The sequence below is a fragment of the Ruegeria arenilitoris genome (assembly GCF_013035425.1).
Taxonomy (GTDB): domain Bacteria; phylum Pseudomonadota; class Alphaproteobacteria; order Rhodobacterales; family Rhodobacteraceae; genus Ruegeria; species Ruegeria arenilitoris_A.
In genome coordinates this window covers 244,196-260,035 of sequence record NZ_WQHX01000008.1, presented here as the reverse complement: position 1 = coordinate 260,035, position 15,840 = coordinate 244,196, and the positions used below count along the sequence as shown (strand labels likewise).

Sequence of the window (15,840 nt, the reverse complement as noted above, 5' to 3'; positions counted from 1 at the left end):
CGCGCAGCGAAATGTCTATAGCATTTGCCCACCAACGTCTGTAGTTCCCGGAAAAGTTCTAAATTTCAGTCTGCGTCTTGCCGCCTATAAGTCGGTGGGCCGCGATGAGGACCCAATTTCGCCCATAACTTAAGTCAGGCCTAGTACATTAAGCACTGCAAGATGGTTGTACATGTCTGGGAAATCGAACCTCCGCGTCGCGTGAACAACATGTGGAGGCTCGAATATTTCGTAGGCAATGCCGATTATTCTGCGGGCACCGCTGTGGCTTCAGCCGATAATGGATAGCTCAGCTTATTCAACATTTCCTTAGGGCAAACCTGCAGAAAATTACCTTTTTCAACTTCCCAATGCTGCAGAATATCGCTTGCCTTTCGGCTCTTGGTTTCGTCAGCATGTCGTTCGATGAGGGACTTCAGTTGTGTTTCCCAATGATCAACCGTTACAGGACAAACCACAAGCGTTTCCGTGTTCATCAATAACTGCGCCTTGACTTCAGGGTCATACAGATAGGCCATACCACCTGTCATACCCGCGCCAAAATTTGCTCCGATGTCACCTAGAATCACGGCAACTCCGCCGGTCATGTACTCACATCCGTTCGAACCGCAGCCTTCGATCACCACATTTGCACCGGAATTTCGGACAGCAAATCGTTCACCAGCACGTCCTGCCGCAAATAGGTAACCATCTGTGGCACCATACAAAACAGTGTTGCCGATAATGGTATTTTCATCTGCCTTGAGCGGACTGACCTGCGGAGGACGCACAACAATAGTACCACCTGAAAGGCCCTTACCGACATAATCGTTAGCGTCGCCCGACACGTCCAGCTTCAGTCCCGGTGCTGCGAATGCCCCAAGTGACTGGCCCGCGGAACCTTGCAGTTTCACGTGCAGGTGGTCCGATTGGAACGTGTTCCGCATCCCGAAATTTTGCACTATGTGGCTGGATACACGTGTACCTACGGTCCGGTGTGTATTTTGGACAGCATAGGAAAGCTGCATTTTTTCGCCATCCTTAAGAAACCTTGCGGCGTCTCGTACGATTTCGGCGTCCAGCGTATCCGGCACAGCATTCCTGTCTTTGTCACGATTATAGACGATGTCGTGCGCTCCATCGACCGTGATGAGCAATGGATTGAGGTCCAGATCATCAAGATGCGCCGATCCCCGGCTGACCTGCGCCAGTAAATCTGCTCGGCCAATAATTTCATCAACAGAACGCGCACCAAGGCTGGCAAGCAATTCGCGAACTTCCTGAGCATAAAAAGTGATCAGGTTCACAACCTTGTCCGCATTACCGGTAAACTTGGCGCGCAAGCTTTCGTCCTGCGTACAGACACCAACCGGGCAGGTATTCGACTGGCACTGCCGCACCATGATGCATCCCATAGCGATAAGAGCGGCGGTTCCAATGCCGTACTCCTCAGCTCCCATCATCGCAGCCATGACAATATCGCGACCCGTTCGCAACCCACCGTCAGTGCGCAATGTTACGCGGTCCCGCAGGTTGTTCATCGCCAGAACCTGATGAGCCTCGGTCAGGCCCATCTCCCACGGTAGACCTGCATACTTGATCGAGGTCGCAGGAGATGCGCCAGTGCCGCCATTGTGACCCGATATCAGAATTACGTCCGCCTTCGCCTTGGCCACGCCGGCGGCAATCGTGCCTACACCAGAAGACGCCACCAGTTTCACGGTTACTTTGCAGCGAGGGTTAATTTGTTTCAGGTCATAGATCAGCTGGGCCAGATCTTCGATCGAATAAATATCATGATGCGGCGGGGGCGAGATCAAAGTCACGCCCTTGGTCGAATGCCGCAGACGCGCGATCAAATCCGTGACCTTCATACCAGGCAGCTGACCACCCTCACCGGGCTTCGCACCCTGAGCAACCTTGATCTCTAGCTCTTCGCACTGGTTAAGGTATTCGGCCGTCACGCCGAACCGGCCTGACGCGACTTGTTTAATTTTGGCCGAAGGGTTGTCGCCATTCGGCTCCGGAATGAAATGCGCCGGGTCTTCTCCTCCCTCACCCGAGTCGGACTTTGCGCCGATCCGGTTCATTGCCACGTTCAGCGTCTTGTGTGCCTCTGGGCTTAGCGCGCCCAGCGACATGCCAGGGGTCACAAACCGTTTGCGGATCGAGGTAATCGATTCGACCTCTTCAATCGGCACTGGTTTACCCAAAGGTTTGAAGTCCATCAGATCACGTAGGTGGATCGGTGGGTTGGACTGCATTTTCGCTGAGTATTGCTTCCAAAGCTCATACGACGCTTTGTTGCAGGCCATTTGCATCATATGCATCGAAGTCGCTTCCCAAGCGTGCGTCTCACCCGACTGACGGGCCTTGTAGAACCCACCAATGGGCAATACGTCCAGGCCGTCTTCCCATCCTTTGGCGTGAATTTCCTCTGCCTTTGCCTGAATTCCGGTAACACCTATGCCCGAGATGCGACTGGTCATGCCCGGGAAATATTCTGCGACCATTGCCCGACTTAGCCCGACAGCCTCGAAGTTCAGACCGCCACGATAAGATGAGATCACTGATATCCCCATCTTTGCCATGATCTTCAGCAGACCTTGGTCAATCGCCTCGCGATACCGAGCAACGTTTTCGGTCAAGGTGCCATCCAGCAGACCACGCTCAATTCGGTCGGCGAGCGAGTCTTCAGCCAGATAGGCGTTTACTACGGTCGCGCCGCAGCCAATCAAAACCGCGAAGTAATGTGGATCGACACATTCCGCAGAACGGACGTTCAACGAACAAAACGTCCGCAAACCTTGTCGAGTAAGATGCGAGTGCACCGCGCTTGTCGCCAGGATCATAGGCATCGCAACCCGACCTTCGCCCGACTGCATGTCAGACAACACCAGATGCCCGGCACCCGAGCGTACGGCCTCTTCCGCTTCGGCTCTAACTCGGGCCAAAGCGGCGCTTAGTGCACCTGAGCCCGGTTCAAAGCTGCAATCAATCTCGGCCTGAGGAGCGTTAAAATTCTCGACTAACTTGTCCCATTGCGCATTCCCGACAAAAGGGCTTTCCAATACGATGATCTCGGTTTGGCTGCTGTCTTCGTCCAGCACATTCTTAAGGTTGCCGAACCGGGTTTTCAGCGACATGACCCGGTATTCACGCAAACTGTCAATCGGTGGGTTAGTCACTTGGCTAAAGTTTTGGCGGAAGAAATGGCTAAGCGGGCGATACTGTTTCGAAAGGACGGCAGACGGAGTGTCATCGCCCATCGACGCTAACGCTTCTTTACCGTCCTCGGCCATGGGCGCGAGTATCTGTTCCAGTTCTTCGACGGAATATCCGGCTGCAATCTGTCGCTTCCGCAGTTCTGCGCCAGAAAACTTAGGTGTTTCTGTTACACCCGCCAAAGTGTCGTCCAGATCATTGATCTTTCCGACCCACTCACCAAACGGCAGAGCTGCAGCCAGCTTGTCCTTGATCTGTTTATCTCGGAACAGCTTTCCCTTTTTCATGTCGACAGCCAACATTTGGCCGGGACCCAGTGCGCCTTTTTCAGCCACGCTGGCTTCATCAATGGGAACCATGCCAGCTTCGGAACCGGCTATCACAAGGCCGTCCCCTGTCACGACATAACGCATCGGACGCAGGCCATTTCGGTCAAGCCCTGCACAAACCCAGCGGCCGTCGGTCATGGCCAATGCGGCGGGACCATCCCAAGGCTCCATCACTGAGTTGCAGTAGGAGTACATATCGCGCCACGCTTGAGGAAGTTCGACCGCTTGCTTGGACCAGCTTTCCGGTACCAGCATTGTCTTTGCCATTGGGGCAGATCGTCCGGCCCGCACCAATACTTCGAATACAGAGTCTAATGCGGCTGAATCTGACGACCCGCCAGCGATGATTGGCTTAATGTCTTCTGCGTAGTCGCCAAATGTGCCACTTGCCATGCGGATCTCGTGGCTTTTCATCCAGTTGATGTTGCCTTTCAGCGTATTGATTTCGCCGTTATGAGCCAACATACGGAACGGCTGCGCCAACCACCATTGCGGGAATGTGTTGGTCGAGTAGCGCTGGTGATAGATTGCAAATGCGCTTTCGAACCGCTCATCCATCAGGTCGGGGTAAAAAACAGCAACCTGTTCGGCAAGCATCATGCCCTTGTAAATTATTGACCTGCAGCTGAGCGAGGCCAGATACAGATCGGAGATCCCTGACGCCATTGCCGCCTTTTCAATTCGGCGACGGATCACGTACAGCTCGCGTTCAAAAGTGTCTTCGTCTACGCCCTTGGAATTCGAGATCAGAATCTGTTCAATTTCGGGTCTTGTTGCGTTAGCCTTTTCTCCCAAACAGGTCACATCGACTGGGACGTGACGCCAGCCGTAAATGTAATACCCCATTCTTAGGACTTCGGTTTCTACAATAGTCCGGCATTGTTCCTGAGCGCCAAAGTCAGTCCGCGGAAGAAATACCTGACCTACAGCAATTAACTCGTCCAACTTGGGTTCGTGCCCTGTTCGACGAATTTGGTCGTAAAAGAATGGAGCCGGAATCTGAACATGGATGCCTGCACCGTCACCAGTTTTACCATCCGCATCAACGGCCCCGCGGTGCCAAATAGCCTTTAGCGCGTCGATGCCCGCGTCAACAACCTTTCGGCTTTTCTTTCCGTCGATCGAGACAACAAGTCCGACTCCGCACGAGGAATGCTCTTCCTCTGTAGAATAGAGACTGTTTTCGGCCATCCAAGCTCGTTTATTTGTTTCGGCTTGCACCCAATTCGCGTCGTATTTGGTCATTGGCTGTCTCCTTCTTCCGGCTGGGCGTACATTGCCTCCACCTCAGCAGTAGTCATTTGTCGGCGTTCGCCTTCGAACGCGTAACCCTCAGGTTTTTTGTCGATATAAAGTTCAAGTTTCAGTGGGCTGCCGATAGCATTTTCGAACAAACCGGCGGCCATTTGCGTGTGTCCATGCATCTCACCGGAAAGAGTAATCCGGTACCACAGTGCCGATCCGCATTCCGAACAAAATGCGCGTTCGGCCCAATCTGATGATTTGTGTACCTTGACCGGACCCAACGCGGCGTATCCCTGCTCAGCCGGAAAAGTTATTAGCATAGAGCTTGTCCAACGGCGGCACTGGTCGCAATGGCACGCGCCCAGCGCATCCTTTGCCGGGGTCGCGGTAAGTGTAACTGCACCGCACATACATTGGCCTTGCAATTCTGGCATTACGAAAGCTCCTGTCGCTGGCTTAAAGTTACTCGGCTGCTATCGAAGCCTTTACGTTTAAACGGTCGATGATCGCTTCTGCGCAATCGCGCCCGTCACGTATAGCCCAAACGACCAGAGACGCACCACGGACGATGTCACCGATGGCATAGACGCCCTCCATCTCGGTCTCGCCGGTTTGGAACGCGGCCTTGATCGTTCCCCAACGCGTGACTGGGAGGTCTGGCTGACCAAACAGTGCAGGAAGATCTTCGGGCTCGAAACCCAATGCTTTTATCACCAGATCAGCGTCTTCAACGTAGTCCGCTCCTTCAATTACCTCAGGAGCTTGCCGGCCGGACGCATCCGGCTGACCCAAACGCATTTTCTGCACCATCACTCCCGAAACTTTTTCGTCTCCGGTAAAGCCTTTGGGCGCGCTGAGCCATTCAAAGACAACGCCCTCCTCCTCAGCGTTCTGCGTTTCACGCTGCGAGCCTGGCATATTGGCACGGTCCCGGCGATAAAGGCATTTCACAGATGTCGCACCCTGACGGATTGAAGTGCGCACACAGTCCATTGCAGTGTCGCCCCCTCCGATCACAACGACCTTTTTGCCTTCGGCGTTCAGGCGACCATTGTCGAATTCCTCAACAGTGTCGCCAAAGCTCTTTCTGTTTGAAGCAGTCAGGAAATCTATTGCCCTTTCAATTCCGGGCAATCCGCTTCCAGGCATATTCAAGTCCCGTGACTTATAGACACCCGTCGCTATTACAATCGCGTCATGCTTGGCTCGAATATCCGCGAATTTCGCAGCATCAACATCGCAGTTGAGTTCGAATTCAACTCCCCCGTCTGCCAACAGATCGTTACGACGTTGTACGATGTCTTTTTCAAGCTTGAAGCCTGGGATGCCATACATCAACAGACCTCCGGCCCGGTCGTAGCGATCATAGACTGTGACCTGAATACCCGCCCGGCGCAACATGTCAGCAGCGGCCAAACCTCCGGGTCCACCCCCAATTATTCCGACGCTTTCGCTGCGTTCCGCGTTGGGCGCGACCGGCTGAACCCACCCTTTGTCCCAAGCGGTGTCAGTGATATATTTTTCTATCGTGCCGATTGTAACTGTTCCGTGGCCCGACTGTTCAATCACGCAGTTACCCTCGCACAAGCGATCTTGTGGACAAATTCGGCCGCAAATCTCGGGGAAAGTATTAGTCGCCTGGCTGGTTTGATACGCCTCTTCCAAGCGGCCCATCGCGGTCAATCGTAGCCAATCGGGAATATTATTATGCAGAGGGCAATGTGACTGGCAGTATGGCACTCCGCACTGGCTACAACGGCTCGCCTGCTCGGCGGCTTTCTCAGCCGCGAATTCAGAATAGATTTCGTCAAAGTCTTCTTTGCGGTCATCGGCGGCTCGCTTTTCAGGCATCGCACGATCGATCTGCACAAATTTCAGCATCGGTTGCTTGGCCACGGGTCAGACTCCATGAAATGGTTTGGTCCAGCCTCTTTAAGGGAAGGCGAGGCTGTTGAAAAGTCAGTATTAGTTACCTATTTGAAAAAAAACAGTCGCTCCATTGTGGATTCAGTAAAAAATGTCACAAATTTAGTTCCGAATCGGACCTATTTGCATTCTTTCCTTTCGGGCAACACGCTTATACCCATTGAAAACAAAGAGCACGTGAAGGCGGTACGACAGGTAATGAGTCTTTTTCAATTGATTCTTGTTGCGATCATTCAGGGAATAACTGAGTTTTTGCCCATTTCTTCTTCTGGTCACTTGATCTTGCTACCAGGCTTGACCGGGCTCAACGATCAGGGGCTTGCGATTGATGTCGCGGTCCATGTTGGCACACTGGGTGCCGTAGTATTGTATTTTTGGACCGACGTGAAACAGGCCCTTATTGGCCTGCCTGCCGCCCTTGCAGGTCGAATCGAAACCCCGCAGGCCAAACTTGCAATGTGCTTGATCCTTGCAACGATACCGACCGTCCTTGTGGGGGCAATCCTATTCTTTAACGGCCTAGGTCAGTCTCTTCGTTCGGTTGCCGTGATCGGCTGGGCGATGCTGGGATTCGGATTGCTGCTGTACTGGATGGATCAGAAAGGACCGCAAACAAAACAGGCATCGGGCTGGAGCTTCAGGGACGCGGTTATCATGGGGTTGTGGCAAGTTATTGCTTTGATTCCAGGCACTTCCCGATCCGGAATAACAATCACTGGCGCACGGCAATTGGGCTATCGCCGCGAAGATGCCGCCCGCTTGGCCATGCTAATGTCAATCCCTACGATTTTGGCATCAGGCGCGCTGCTGTCGGTAGACGTTGTGCGTAATGCAGATGCTCAGCTAGCACGCGATGGGGCGATCGCCGCAGCGTTTGCGTTCATTGCCGCGCTGCTTGCGCTAAGCCTGATGATGCGACTTCTGCGCAGTGTCAGCTTTACGCCCTACGTGATCTATCGGGTAGTTCTTGGGATCATCCTTTTGGGCATCGCATATTGGTGACTAAGTCCGCATATTTTTTGCCGAATTCTGGATGTCGTCATACTGACCCGAGGGGCGATACTTCCAAAGATACTCAGGCAGAATAGAGTCTAACGCTGCCGGCTCGATACCCAGATCGTCAAAACCCTTTGCGTTATTCGAAATGATGTTGTCACGACGCAGGTTCCTAACCTGATCGCGCGTAAGAATGTTGTTGGGAAATAATTGAAAGCTTACGAACTTAACAATGTCCAGCACTCCGGCCATTATCCGTGCTGCCCAGAACGGCATTCCAACGACGACTCTCCGACGGTGAATAACATCCAACATCTGCTGCATCAGCGCGCGAAAAGTTTTAACTTCAGGTCCGCCTAATTCATAAACACCTGCGTCGGCCTCGCCCAAAACACCTTTTACAGCAGCCCAGGCCACGTCATCGACATAAACCGGTTGAAAACGTGTTTCGGCGCCGACAAGTGGAAGAAAAGGCCCCATTCTGGCCATCGCTGCAAATCGATTAAAAAACTGATCTTCGTTTCCAAAAATAACCGACGGACGCAGTATCACTGCGTCTGGAAAGTGTTCAAGAACACCGGCTTCGCCTTGCGCCTTTGTACGAGAATATTCACTGTTCGCGTCGGCATCAGCGCCGATAGCGGATATATGCACCATGCGAGGCACCGCGTTCTCTGTAGCCAGCCGGGCAATTCGCTCGGCGCCTTGGGCCTGCACAGAATCGAATTCATTTTTGCCTAGCTCGTTCAAAACTCCAACACAATTCACCACGGCTTCAGCGCCCTGCATCGCGGCGGCAACCGAAGCATCATCGCGAATATTGCATAGAATTGGCTCAACCTGACCGACTACCCCGTAGGTTTTGACGAACATCGCCTCATTCGGTCGCCTGACGGCGACCCTTACGCGCCAGCCTTCAACGGCCATGCGACGGGCTATGTATCGGCCGACAAAGCCTGATCCACCGTAAATAGTGACCATTTTAGACATGTTGGCGCTCCTGCTGTCTTAGTATTGATTGATCTACAATCCGCACGCTCAGCAAACAAGTCGCAATAACGCTACCCTAGTTCAATTTGATCGCCGAAATACGTTGGAAAACTGTGTGTGCCCGTTGCGGTCAAAAAACTTTCAAGATTCTTCGCGAATCCAGTTGACGGTTTAGGCCTGTCGGCTTAAACGCGCCTGCACGACACCTGCCCAGGTGGCGGAATTGGTAGACGCGCTAGCTTCAGGTGCTAGTGTCTGTATGGACGTGGAGGTTCGAGTCCTCTCCTGGGCACCAATCTAACAGGCCTAACTTATTGAAATAAATTGGCTTTTCCGGATTGATGGCCTTGTGAGGTCCACAATCAGGTCCACAAAGCCAATGACAAGAACACTCGTGGTAAAACACCTCAGAATCGAAAAGAACGGTACGTACAAGTATCGCCGAAGGGTCCCAGACAGGCTTCAAGCAGCCCTCGGAAAGACCGAAGTTGTTAAGGTTTTGGGTCAATCTGAAGCCGAGGCAATGCGGAACTATCCTTCGGTTCATGATCATGTCGGACTTCTATTTAAATCAACGAGTTCAACCTCTTCGGCTGCCGAAACTTGGGCGGTCAAATCAGCTATCGAGGCCCAATTTCTTGAAGCTGGTATCGACCCGTATTCTAAGGGGCGTTCGGACAACGAAGAGCTTTCTCGCTCAGAACGAGCGGAGGCCATTCTCTCCGAGTACCCAACAAACCCAGAGACTGGAAATCCAGAGCCAGAAGACCTGTCTGTTCAAGACTCTGCGATGGTTACCGCCCTACTGTATGGGGTTCAAAACATCGATGCAGAGCTTACCATAAAGCAAGCATTCGCCTTCTATCTGGACGAGAAGCAAGAACCGGACGCGTTCAAGCGGAAGAAACAAGTTCAGAGAATCGTTCGTGCCGAACGCAATCTTCTCAGCGTAACTAAGCAAGACATTGCTCTGAAACACGTCACTCGTGCACATGCCAGAGCGCTCAGAGACAACCTTCTTAAGAAAATGTCTTCATCTTCTGCGAAACGGAACATCAACGACGTTAAGGCGGTTTTCTCGTTGGCTATTGAGGAGCATGATCTCAATATCAACAACCCCTTCAACAAGCTAAAGTATCCCAAACCGGATGATGCATCAGTAGATTTGAGGCATCCCTTACCAGCTACCGTGATCCAAGACATGTATCGAGAGTTGGAAAACAACCGGACACTGCAGGATATCTGGACCCTGATTCATCATTCAGGGGCACAAAACGCCGAGATATTGGGTCTAACTATGGATGATTTGTTCTTAGATGAGCCAATACCGTACTTCGAAATCAAGCCACATGGTTTGAGGTCCGTAAAAGAGCGATCTCGTATCAGGAAAGTCCCTCTGGTCGGTAGGGCGCTTCATGTAGCGCGTCGTTTGAAAGCAAACACACCTACCTCACGCGCTCTTTTTCCTAGCTATGCAGATAGCAGCAGCCACGATAATTTCAGCCAAGCCACTCGAAGGCGACTGAGGAAGTTCACAGACAATCCGAAGCACGTTGTCTACAGCCTACGCCACAACATGAAGGATGCACTGAGAGCAGCCAAGGTTGGTGAGAGGGTCGAACTAGCTCTCCTCGGGCACTCCAGTGAGAAGTCTTCTTCTTCCCAGTATGGCAGTGGTGTTGGCCTTGACGAACTGAGAGATGCGCTTCTCAGGATTAACTTCGATGTTCCCGATGTGACCTGACACTGTTCGCCTCATCCACACGAACTTCAACTACAATATGGAGCCACCGAGCGAATGGCTAACTACGACCGCGACATACTAAACAACGCTAAAATGGCTACATTCGATCGCTCCCCTCGTTCGGACGCTGCGAAGGCATGGATAGACGCTATTCAGACTCTAACATTGGCTCATGAGGCAACTAGTCATCCTAGAAAGCGTGCTCGAAGGCGAACTGACCATCTCTCTTTCAGTCAGGCCGTTGGCGCTTTGGCCGCTGACCTCCTTCGACACAGCGCAAATGAGGAGTCCCATGGCTTCATGTATCGATCAGCTGATCGAGAGGAACTGGCTTCAACACTTGTCAGCAGTGATAACTTCGAGAAGTTGACCACGTTTTGGACCGAACTCAGTTTGATGGAAAGGACTGGCTACATCGATGCTCGTGATGATTTCGAAGGAGCAAGAGTTCCATTCTATCGCAGGGCGCGTCGCTTCAGAGCGACTTCCTCCTTTCTAGATTTGGCATCCAATCATGGCGTCGAGCCAAAAGCGGTTAAAGACCACTTCGAAGTCAGTCATCGCCATGCAAATGTCGTACAGGTTCGGGCCTCCAAAGGGGCCGATCAATTCAATGCGGAACGCGGCAAGCTGATTAAGCAGAAGGGCGAAGGATACAGAGTACAATGTGATCGGGTAAGACGCCTCAACCAACTCATGTCCGGACACGAGTACAATCTATCTGATACCCCTATGGTCCGACGCGTATTCAATTGTGGTGACCGCCGAGGCTTCGACTTCAATCTTGGCGGCAGGTTCTACGGTGCCTCAGATGACAACTGGATGGAGATGCCCAAAGAGGAGCGAGCACGTATCAGAATTGATGGAGAAGAAACGACAGAGATTGATGTACGCGCCAGCCATCTTTCCATCCTGTACTCGATATCGGGAGAATCTCCTGACCGGACGACTGATCCCTATTCCATTGAGGGCATCCATAGAGACATCATCAAAAAGGTAATCGTGACAGCTATCGGCAGCGGCAAACTACCATCCCAATGGCCCAAGGGATTCAAGGAAAACTTCAAGTCCGAGTATGGCTGGGCACCAGAAAAACGGCATAAGCTGAAGGACATCACCGAGGCGATCTCAAAGAAGCACCCTGTCTTGTTGAAGTTGAGGAAGGGCGAGCTGGACTGGGCCAACCTTCAGTTCGAAGAGGCTGAATGCTTCTTTGCTACGATGATGAGGCTACACAATGAGAGTGAAGTACCCTCGCTTCCTGTCCACGACAGCTTGATCGTCCGAGTGCGCGACGCTGCGTACGCCGCCAATTGTCTCAGAGATGCCTACGAGGAGCGCCTTGGGTTTAGACCTCACGTTGATATCCCGGGCGTGGAGTTTGCATATTTGGTAGCTTAAGAATGCCTGGGTCTTACTTTAGGTGTACCCAGTAGCAGTAGTGATTATTCTACTTCTAAAAAGTTGGCCCAATAGTCTCCAAAACACATTAAGAGATCGATACGCATTACCATGAGGCGTAAGGGATGATCACTTAAGTTCACCGTTGATTTGGGTAGATCAATCTACAACTCCACCCACTGATGGTCGCATTCAAGTGGGGAGAAACGCTGTTCTTACTGGCGCGTTTCAAATTGGTCCACAGCGATGCAGCTCACTGTTGGATTTGAGCCATATCTAATTGCGATGTACGCAATTCTTGCTACGAGGGGTGGTCAAAGAAGTTTCTCTGTAAGACTTTAAGGCCAACAAAAACTAAAACTAGTACGGGTTCCTAAGTTGCAGAAGTCTGGCTTGAATAAACTCTTCTGTCTGTTTTTATTGTTGTTTTTCTGGCTGGAAGCACCGAACAAAGCGTACTCTCAAGACTTTGAAGTTCTTTTCCGGGACTTTGATGCCAGCGACCTGACATACCAAGACAAGCGCTTTCTTCAGACCGCATTAGCCTTTGAAGGAAAGTATCAAGGCTTGTTAGACGGGGCATGGGGGCGGATTAGCGACCGGGCATTGCGCAGGTACTCTCAAAGCGAGTTTGGTACTGCACCTGAAGACTGGCACATGGCAATGCTTGCTTGGTCGTTATTTGAGCGTCTGTCTGACAATGGGTGGGAGTTCAATTACTTTTCCGGCTTGGGTTTGTCGCTCTTGTGGCCCGAAAAGACGATCGTTCGTGAGGCCGACTCCGAATACTTTGTGAATTATCGCCATACAAGAAGTAGCCTTGCAATTTCGATGGGCATTCACAGTCAGGACATCACACAGAACCTACACGACTTCACAATGAGAACTCACGACAGTGCGTCGCAACCCTATTCTGTGCGTAAGTCGAACTTGGCTGTCTCGTCGGCCACAGAACGAGATGGTTCAATACTCTACACGCGTTCTGACTTCGTTAACGGGTCCTGGTCAACTGTGATGCTGTCATCAAATGAACGAGATGCGGCCGTATTGGGCACGGTTGCGTCTAGTATCTCGCCCAATCGAGTACAGCCGTTGTCCTTCACGACCGGTGGCAAACTTGATTACGTGGTAAAACGAACAATTGATGCAATCGAACAGGCAGAAGACGACCGAACAAGTTCAGCCAACACTCCACCTTCCAACGAAGAAAGTGTCTCAGGAAGTTCAGGAAGCGGATTCGTCGTTTCGGAAGCCGGGCACGTTCTGACAAATGCGCACGTCATCGAGGGATGCAAAGCAATTTCCGTGGACGGGCAAAGCGCTCAAGTCGTTGCCGTTTCTGAGGAATTTGATCTGGCGCTGCTAAGGTCAGACGCAGTTCATAACAAAGGGGTTGCCGTGTTTTCAGCAAGTTCAGCAAAACTCAATTCAGATGTTACTGCGGCTGGATACCCGTATGCTGGAATGCTCGGCGGCCTCAATATTACAAGAGGGTCGGTCTCGTCACTTAAGGGCTTAGGAGGAGATTCAGCTACGATGCAGATTACAAGTCCAATCCAAAGTGGTAACTCAGGCGGTCCTCTGCTTGCTTCTGACGGTGAGGTCGTTGGCGTGGTGGTGGCAAAGTTGAATGAACTCAAAGTGGCTGACGCATTGGGGGACGTTCCGCAGAACGTCAACTTTGCCATTCGGGGGGAGATCGCAAGACTATTCCTCGCCCAAAATGGAATTGAACCTAGATTGAGTTTGGATGATCAGCGGTTGGAGCCCGAAGAAATCGCTGAGACGGCAACAAGTTTCACAACATTTATTGAGTGCGAATGACGAAACGCTCGGGCGGCTACTCACACAAAGGCTTAGCTGGCAGTACGGACAGTCGTAGCACGATATTACTCGCTGTATAGATCCTATTGCATCTCACGAAGCGCCTTAGAAACGGCTGTATCCTACCGAGTTTCTCTTTGCCCTCGCCTAACTGCCCTAAATACGCATTCTCTCAGTGTTTTTTGATCGAAGTCAAAGCAATGCCCACCAGCTCGATTATGCGTTAAGCTACGTCGATCGGCGAAACATGTATCAAATGCTGAAAGCGCTTGTTGTCGTGCTTGCAGGAGTTGCTGCAGACGAACTGGTTGCCTAACCAAGCAGAAGAAATCTCGGGAGAAAGATAATGAAAATTGCCAGTTGCATCGGCGTGTTGTCGTTGCTCACACTTCTTGGCGCTTGCGCCTCATCCACGACCACACAACTTGCTCAAAACGTAGTCCGTATTGATGTAAGTGCTGCCCCAGCTTGTGGTTCGTCAGGCGCAAAGAAACTAGTAGCTCGCATGGCGGCGGTCGAAACCATCAGATTGGGTTACGACAAGTATTACATCGCCGCAATGGATGCACAAAATAACGTTCGAGTTGTTGGAGCCAATTACAACACGACTGGCACAATAAACACATATGGTAACACTGGAAGCTATTCTGGGTACACAACAGCGACACCTATCTATGGGGGATCACGAGACGCCGCACTTGTTGCAGTAATGTTCAAAGCAAATGACCCTGAGGCAGCAAACGCGATTGATGCTCGGGCCACTCTCGGTCCGAATTGGCAAGAAGTCGTTGCTCAGGGTGCCCCAAACACCTGCCTAGAATGACAAGAAATGGACTGGAACGTGGGATGATAAAATTGACTGCTATTGCGGTAACAATTCTAGCGCTTGCAGGTTGTGCATCTGAGATTATGAAAAGTTATGTTGGGCGAGACATTACGGATGTCGTGCTAGATTACGGGCCGCCCAGCAATGTCGTAAAGCTGCCTGACGGGCGCACTGCTTTTCAATGGAGTTTTACTACATCATATACCGCCCCCACGACGACAAATATTCAGGGGTATGGAAACTACGCTACGGCAACGACTTACGGTGGAGGTACGACTTACTCGGAGTGTCTGTATACACTGTTTGCAAAACCCAACGCGCAGAACAGCTTCACGGTGGTCGGTTTCAAAGAACCCAGTTTTTGGTGTGAATGATGTTGATCTCGCCGTTTTGAAAAATGTGCTCCTACTGCCGAACCCGTATCAGGCAAGAAGCCTAGCCAACCATCAATGCAAACATTATTGCGCCCATCTGACTACCCGTCAGGTGGGTGCCTGAATTGCTTTAGGAAAAGCCTTTTCAGTTAAGTTGGAAATGTCAGGAAGTGTGGGTAGTTGCCCCTTGTGCTGCTAACTCCCGGATTTGTGGTGCTTTCAACTTTGCTGTTGGCTTTCGACCTTTGTACTTACCCATCGACTTGGCTTTGACGATGCCTTCACGCTGTCGTTCCAGCATAATCTCCCGCTCGAATTGGGCCACCGACCCAAGCACGTTGAGCATCAGCTTTCCTGTAGCGTTCGAGGTATCAAGTCCAAGATCAAGGACGCGAAGGCCAACACGCTTAGCTTCCAGCCCCTCAACGATCTCACCTAGATGCCGCACTGATCGGGCCAAGCGATCTAATTTTGTTACGACCAAAGTGTCCCCTTCACGGGCATAGTCCATAGCGGCCTTGAGCGACTCCCTGACAGCCACTGAGCTGGTCTGCTCCTCGTAAAGCCGCTCACAACCCATGACCCTCAGTGACTCTCTTTGAGCCTCTAAGCCGGCATTCTGTTCCAAAGTCGATGTTCTGGCGTATCCAATCAACATGGCGGTAATCTCCTTGTCTGCCATTAGGTTCTTAGGAGTCGAGGCAGAGTGTCTGCCAAAAGTGAAATCCGACTCCATAGACAGACAAATCCGCCGCCCTGAGAAGCTGTCACTGAGGCAAGGTCTATTGGCAGAACTTTTAGCTGGAAACTAAGGGGTGGGGGGTTTTGGAAACCGACTTCAAAAAAGAGGGGGATTATTATTCTTATTATTGCTTCTGAGAATCGGTCCCTCCGTGAATTGGACTGAAGCTGAGTATTTCAAGTTCATAGGCAACTGAGTCCCGATGATATTGCAGCTCAGGGTCGCAGTTCCCTTGGATT

11 protein-coding genes and 1 tRNA gene are annotated in these 15,840 nt (G+C 51.6%); 7 read left to right on the top strand and 5 right to left on the bottom strand.

The window, feature by feature from the left end:
- Window positions 1-245: 245 nt before the first annotated feature.
- Genes gltB through GOV45_RS19995 form a run of 3 tightly spaced genes read right to left on the bottom strand, consistent with a single transcriptional unit; the run spans window position 246 to window position 6,674 of the window.
- Window positions 246-4,778 (bottom strand): glutamate synthase large subunit, encoded by a 4,533-nt coding sequence (gene gltB, locus GOV45_RS20005; RefSeq protein ID WP_170481232.1) that lies wholly within the window; start codon window positions 4,776-4,778, stop codon window positions 246-248.
- Window positions 4,775-5,212 carry a GFA family protein gene (locus GOV45_RS20000; protein WP_170481230.1) on the bottom strand — a complete coding sequence of 146 codons (438 nt, stop codon included), beginning with the start codon at window positions 5,210-5,212 and terminating at the stop codon, window positions 4,775-4,777. Before GOV45_RS20000 ends, gltB begins: the two co-directional genes overlap by 4 nt.
- A 28-nt stretch (window positions 5,213-5,240) precedes the next feature.
- On the bottom strand, window positions 5,241-6,674 hold the full coding sequence (locus GOV45_RS19995) for an NAD(P)-dependent oxidoreductase (protein WP_170481228.1): 1,434 nt from the start codon (window positions 6,672-6,674) through the stop codon (window positions 5,241-5,243).
- Window positions 6,675-6,902: 228 nt separating this feature from the next.
- On the opposite strand from GOV45_RS19995, the gene GOV45_RS19990 reads away from it, so the two are divergent.
- A complete protein-coding gene (locus GOV45_RS19990) occupies window positions 6,903-7,706 on the top strand; it encodes an undecaprenyl-diphosphate phosphatase (RefSeq protein WP_170481226.1) in 804 nt (267 codons plus the stop codon).
- On the opposite strand, the gene GOV45_RS19985 is transcribed toward GOV45_RS19990, so the two are convergent.
- Window positions 7,707-8,690, bottom strand: coding sequence for a complex I NDUFA9 subunit family protein (locus GOV45_RS19985; protein ID WP_170481224.1), 984 nt, complete (start codon window positions 8,688-8,690; stop codon window positions 7,707-7,709).
- Window positions 8,691-8,898: 208 nt separating this feature from the next.
- Here GOV45_RS19985 and GOV45_RS19980 point away from each other — a divergent pair.
- From GOV45_RS19980 to GOV45_RS19955, 6 genes are all read left to right on the top strand, one after another.
- A tRNA-Leu gene (locus GOV45_RS19980) sits at window positions 8,899-8,985 on the top strand.
- An 84-nt stretch (window positions 8,986-9,069) separates the two neighbouring features.
- Window positions 9,070-10,434 carry a site-specific integrase gene (locus GOV45_RS19975; RefSeq protein ID WP_170481222.1) on the top strand — a complete coding sequence of 455 codons (1,365 nt, stop codon included), beginning with the start codon at window positions 9,070-9,072 and terminating at the stop codon, window positions 10,432-10,434.
- A 54-nt stretch (window positions 10,435-10,488) separates the two neighbouring features.
- On the top strand, window positions 10,489-11,835 hold the full coding sequence (locus GOV45_RS19970; protein WP_170481220.1) for a hypothetical protein: 1,347 nt from the start codon (window positions 10,489-10,491) through the stop codon (window positions 11,833-11,835).
- A gap of 393 nt (window positions 11,836-12,228) precedes the next feature.
- Window positions 12,229-13,659, top strand: coding sequence for a S1C family serine protease (locus GOV45_RS19965; RefSeq protein ID WP_170481218.1), 1,431 nt, complete (start codon window positions 12,229-12,231; stop codon window positions 13,657-13,659).
- A gap of 346 nt (window positions 13,660-14,005) precedes the next feature.
- Window positions 14,006-14,482 carry a hypothetical protein gene (locus tag GOV45_RS19960; protein ID WP_170481216.1) on the top strand — a complete coding sequence of 159 codons (477 nt, stop codon included), beginning with the start codon at window positions 14,006-14,008 and terminating at the stop codon, window positions 14,480-14,482.
- Window positions 14,483-14,505: 23 nt separating this feature from the next.
- Window positions 14,506-14,859, top strand: a complete 354-nt coding sequence (locus GOV45_RS19955; protein WP_254448054.1) for a hypothetical protein — start codon at window positions 14,506-14,508, stop codon at window positions 14,857-14,859.
- Between the two features lie 163 nt (window positions 14,860-15,022).
- Here GOV45_RS19955 and GOV45_RS19950 read toward each other — a convergent pair whose 3' ends face one another.
- Window positions 15,023-15,517, bottom strand: coding sequence for a recombinase family protein (locus GOV45_RS19950; protein ID WP_170481319.1), 495 nt, complete (start codon window positions 15,515-15,517; stop codon window positions 15,023-15,025).
- Window positions 15,518-15,840: the final 323 nt, after the last annotated feature.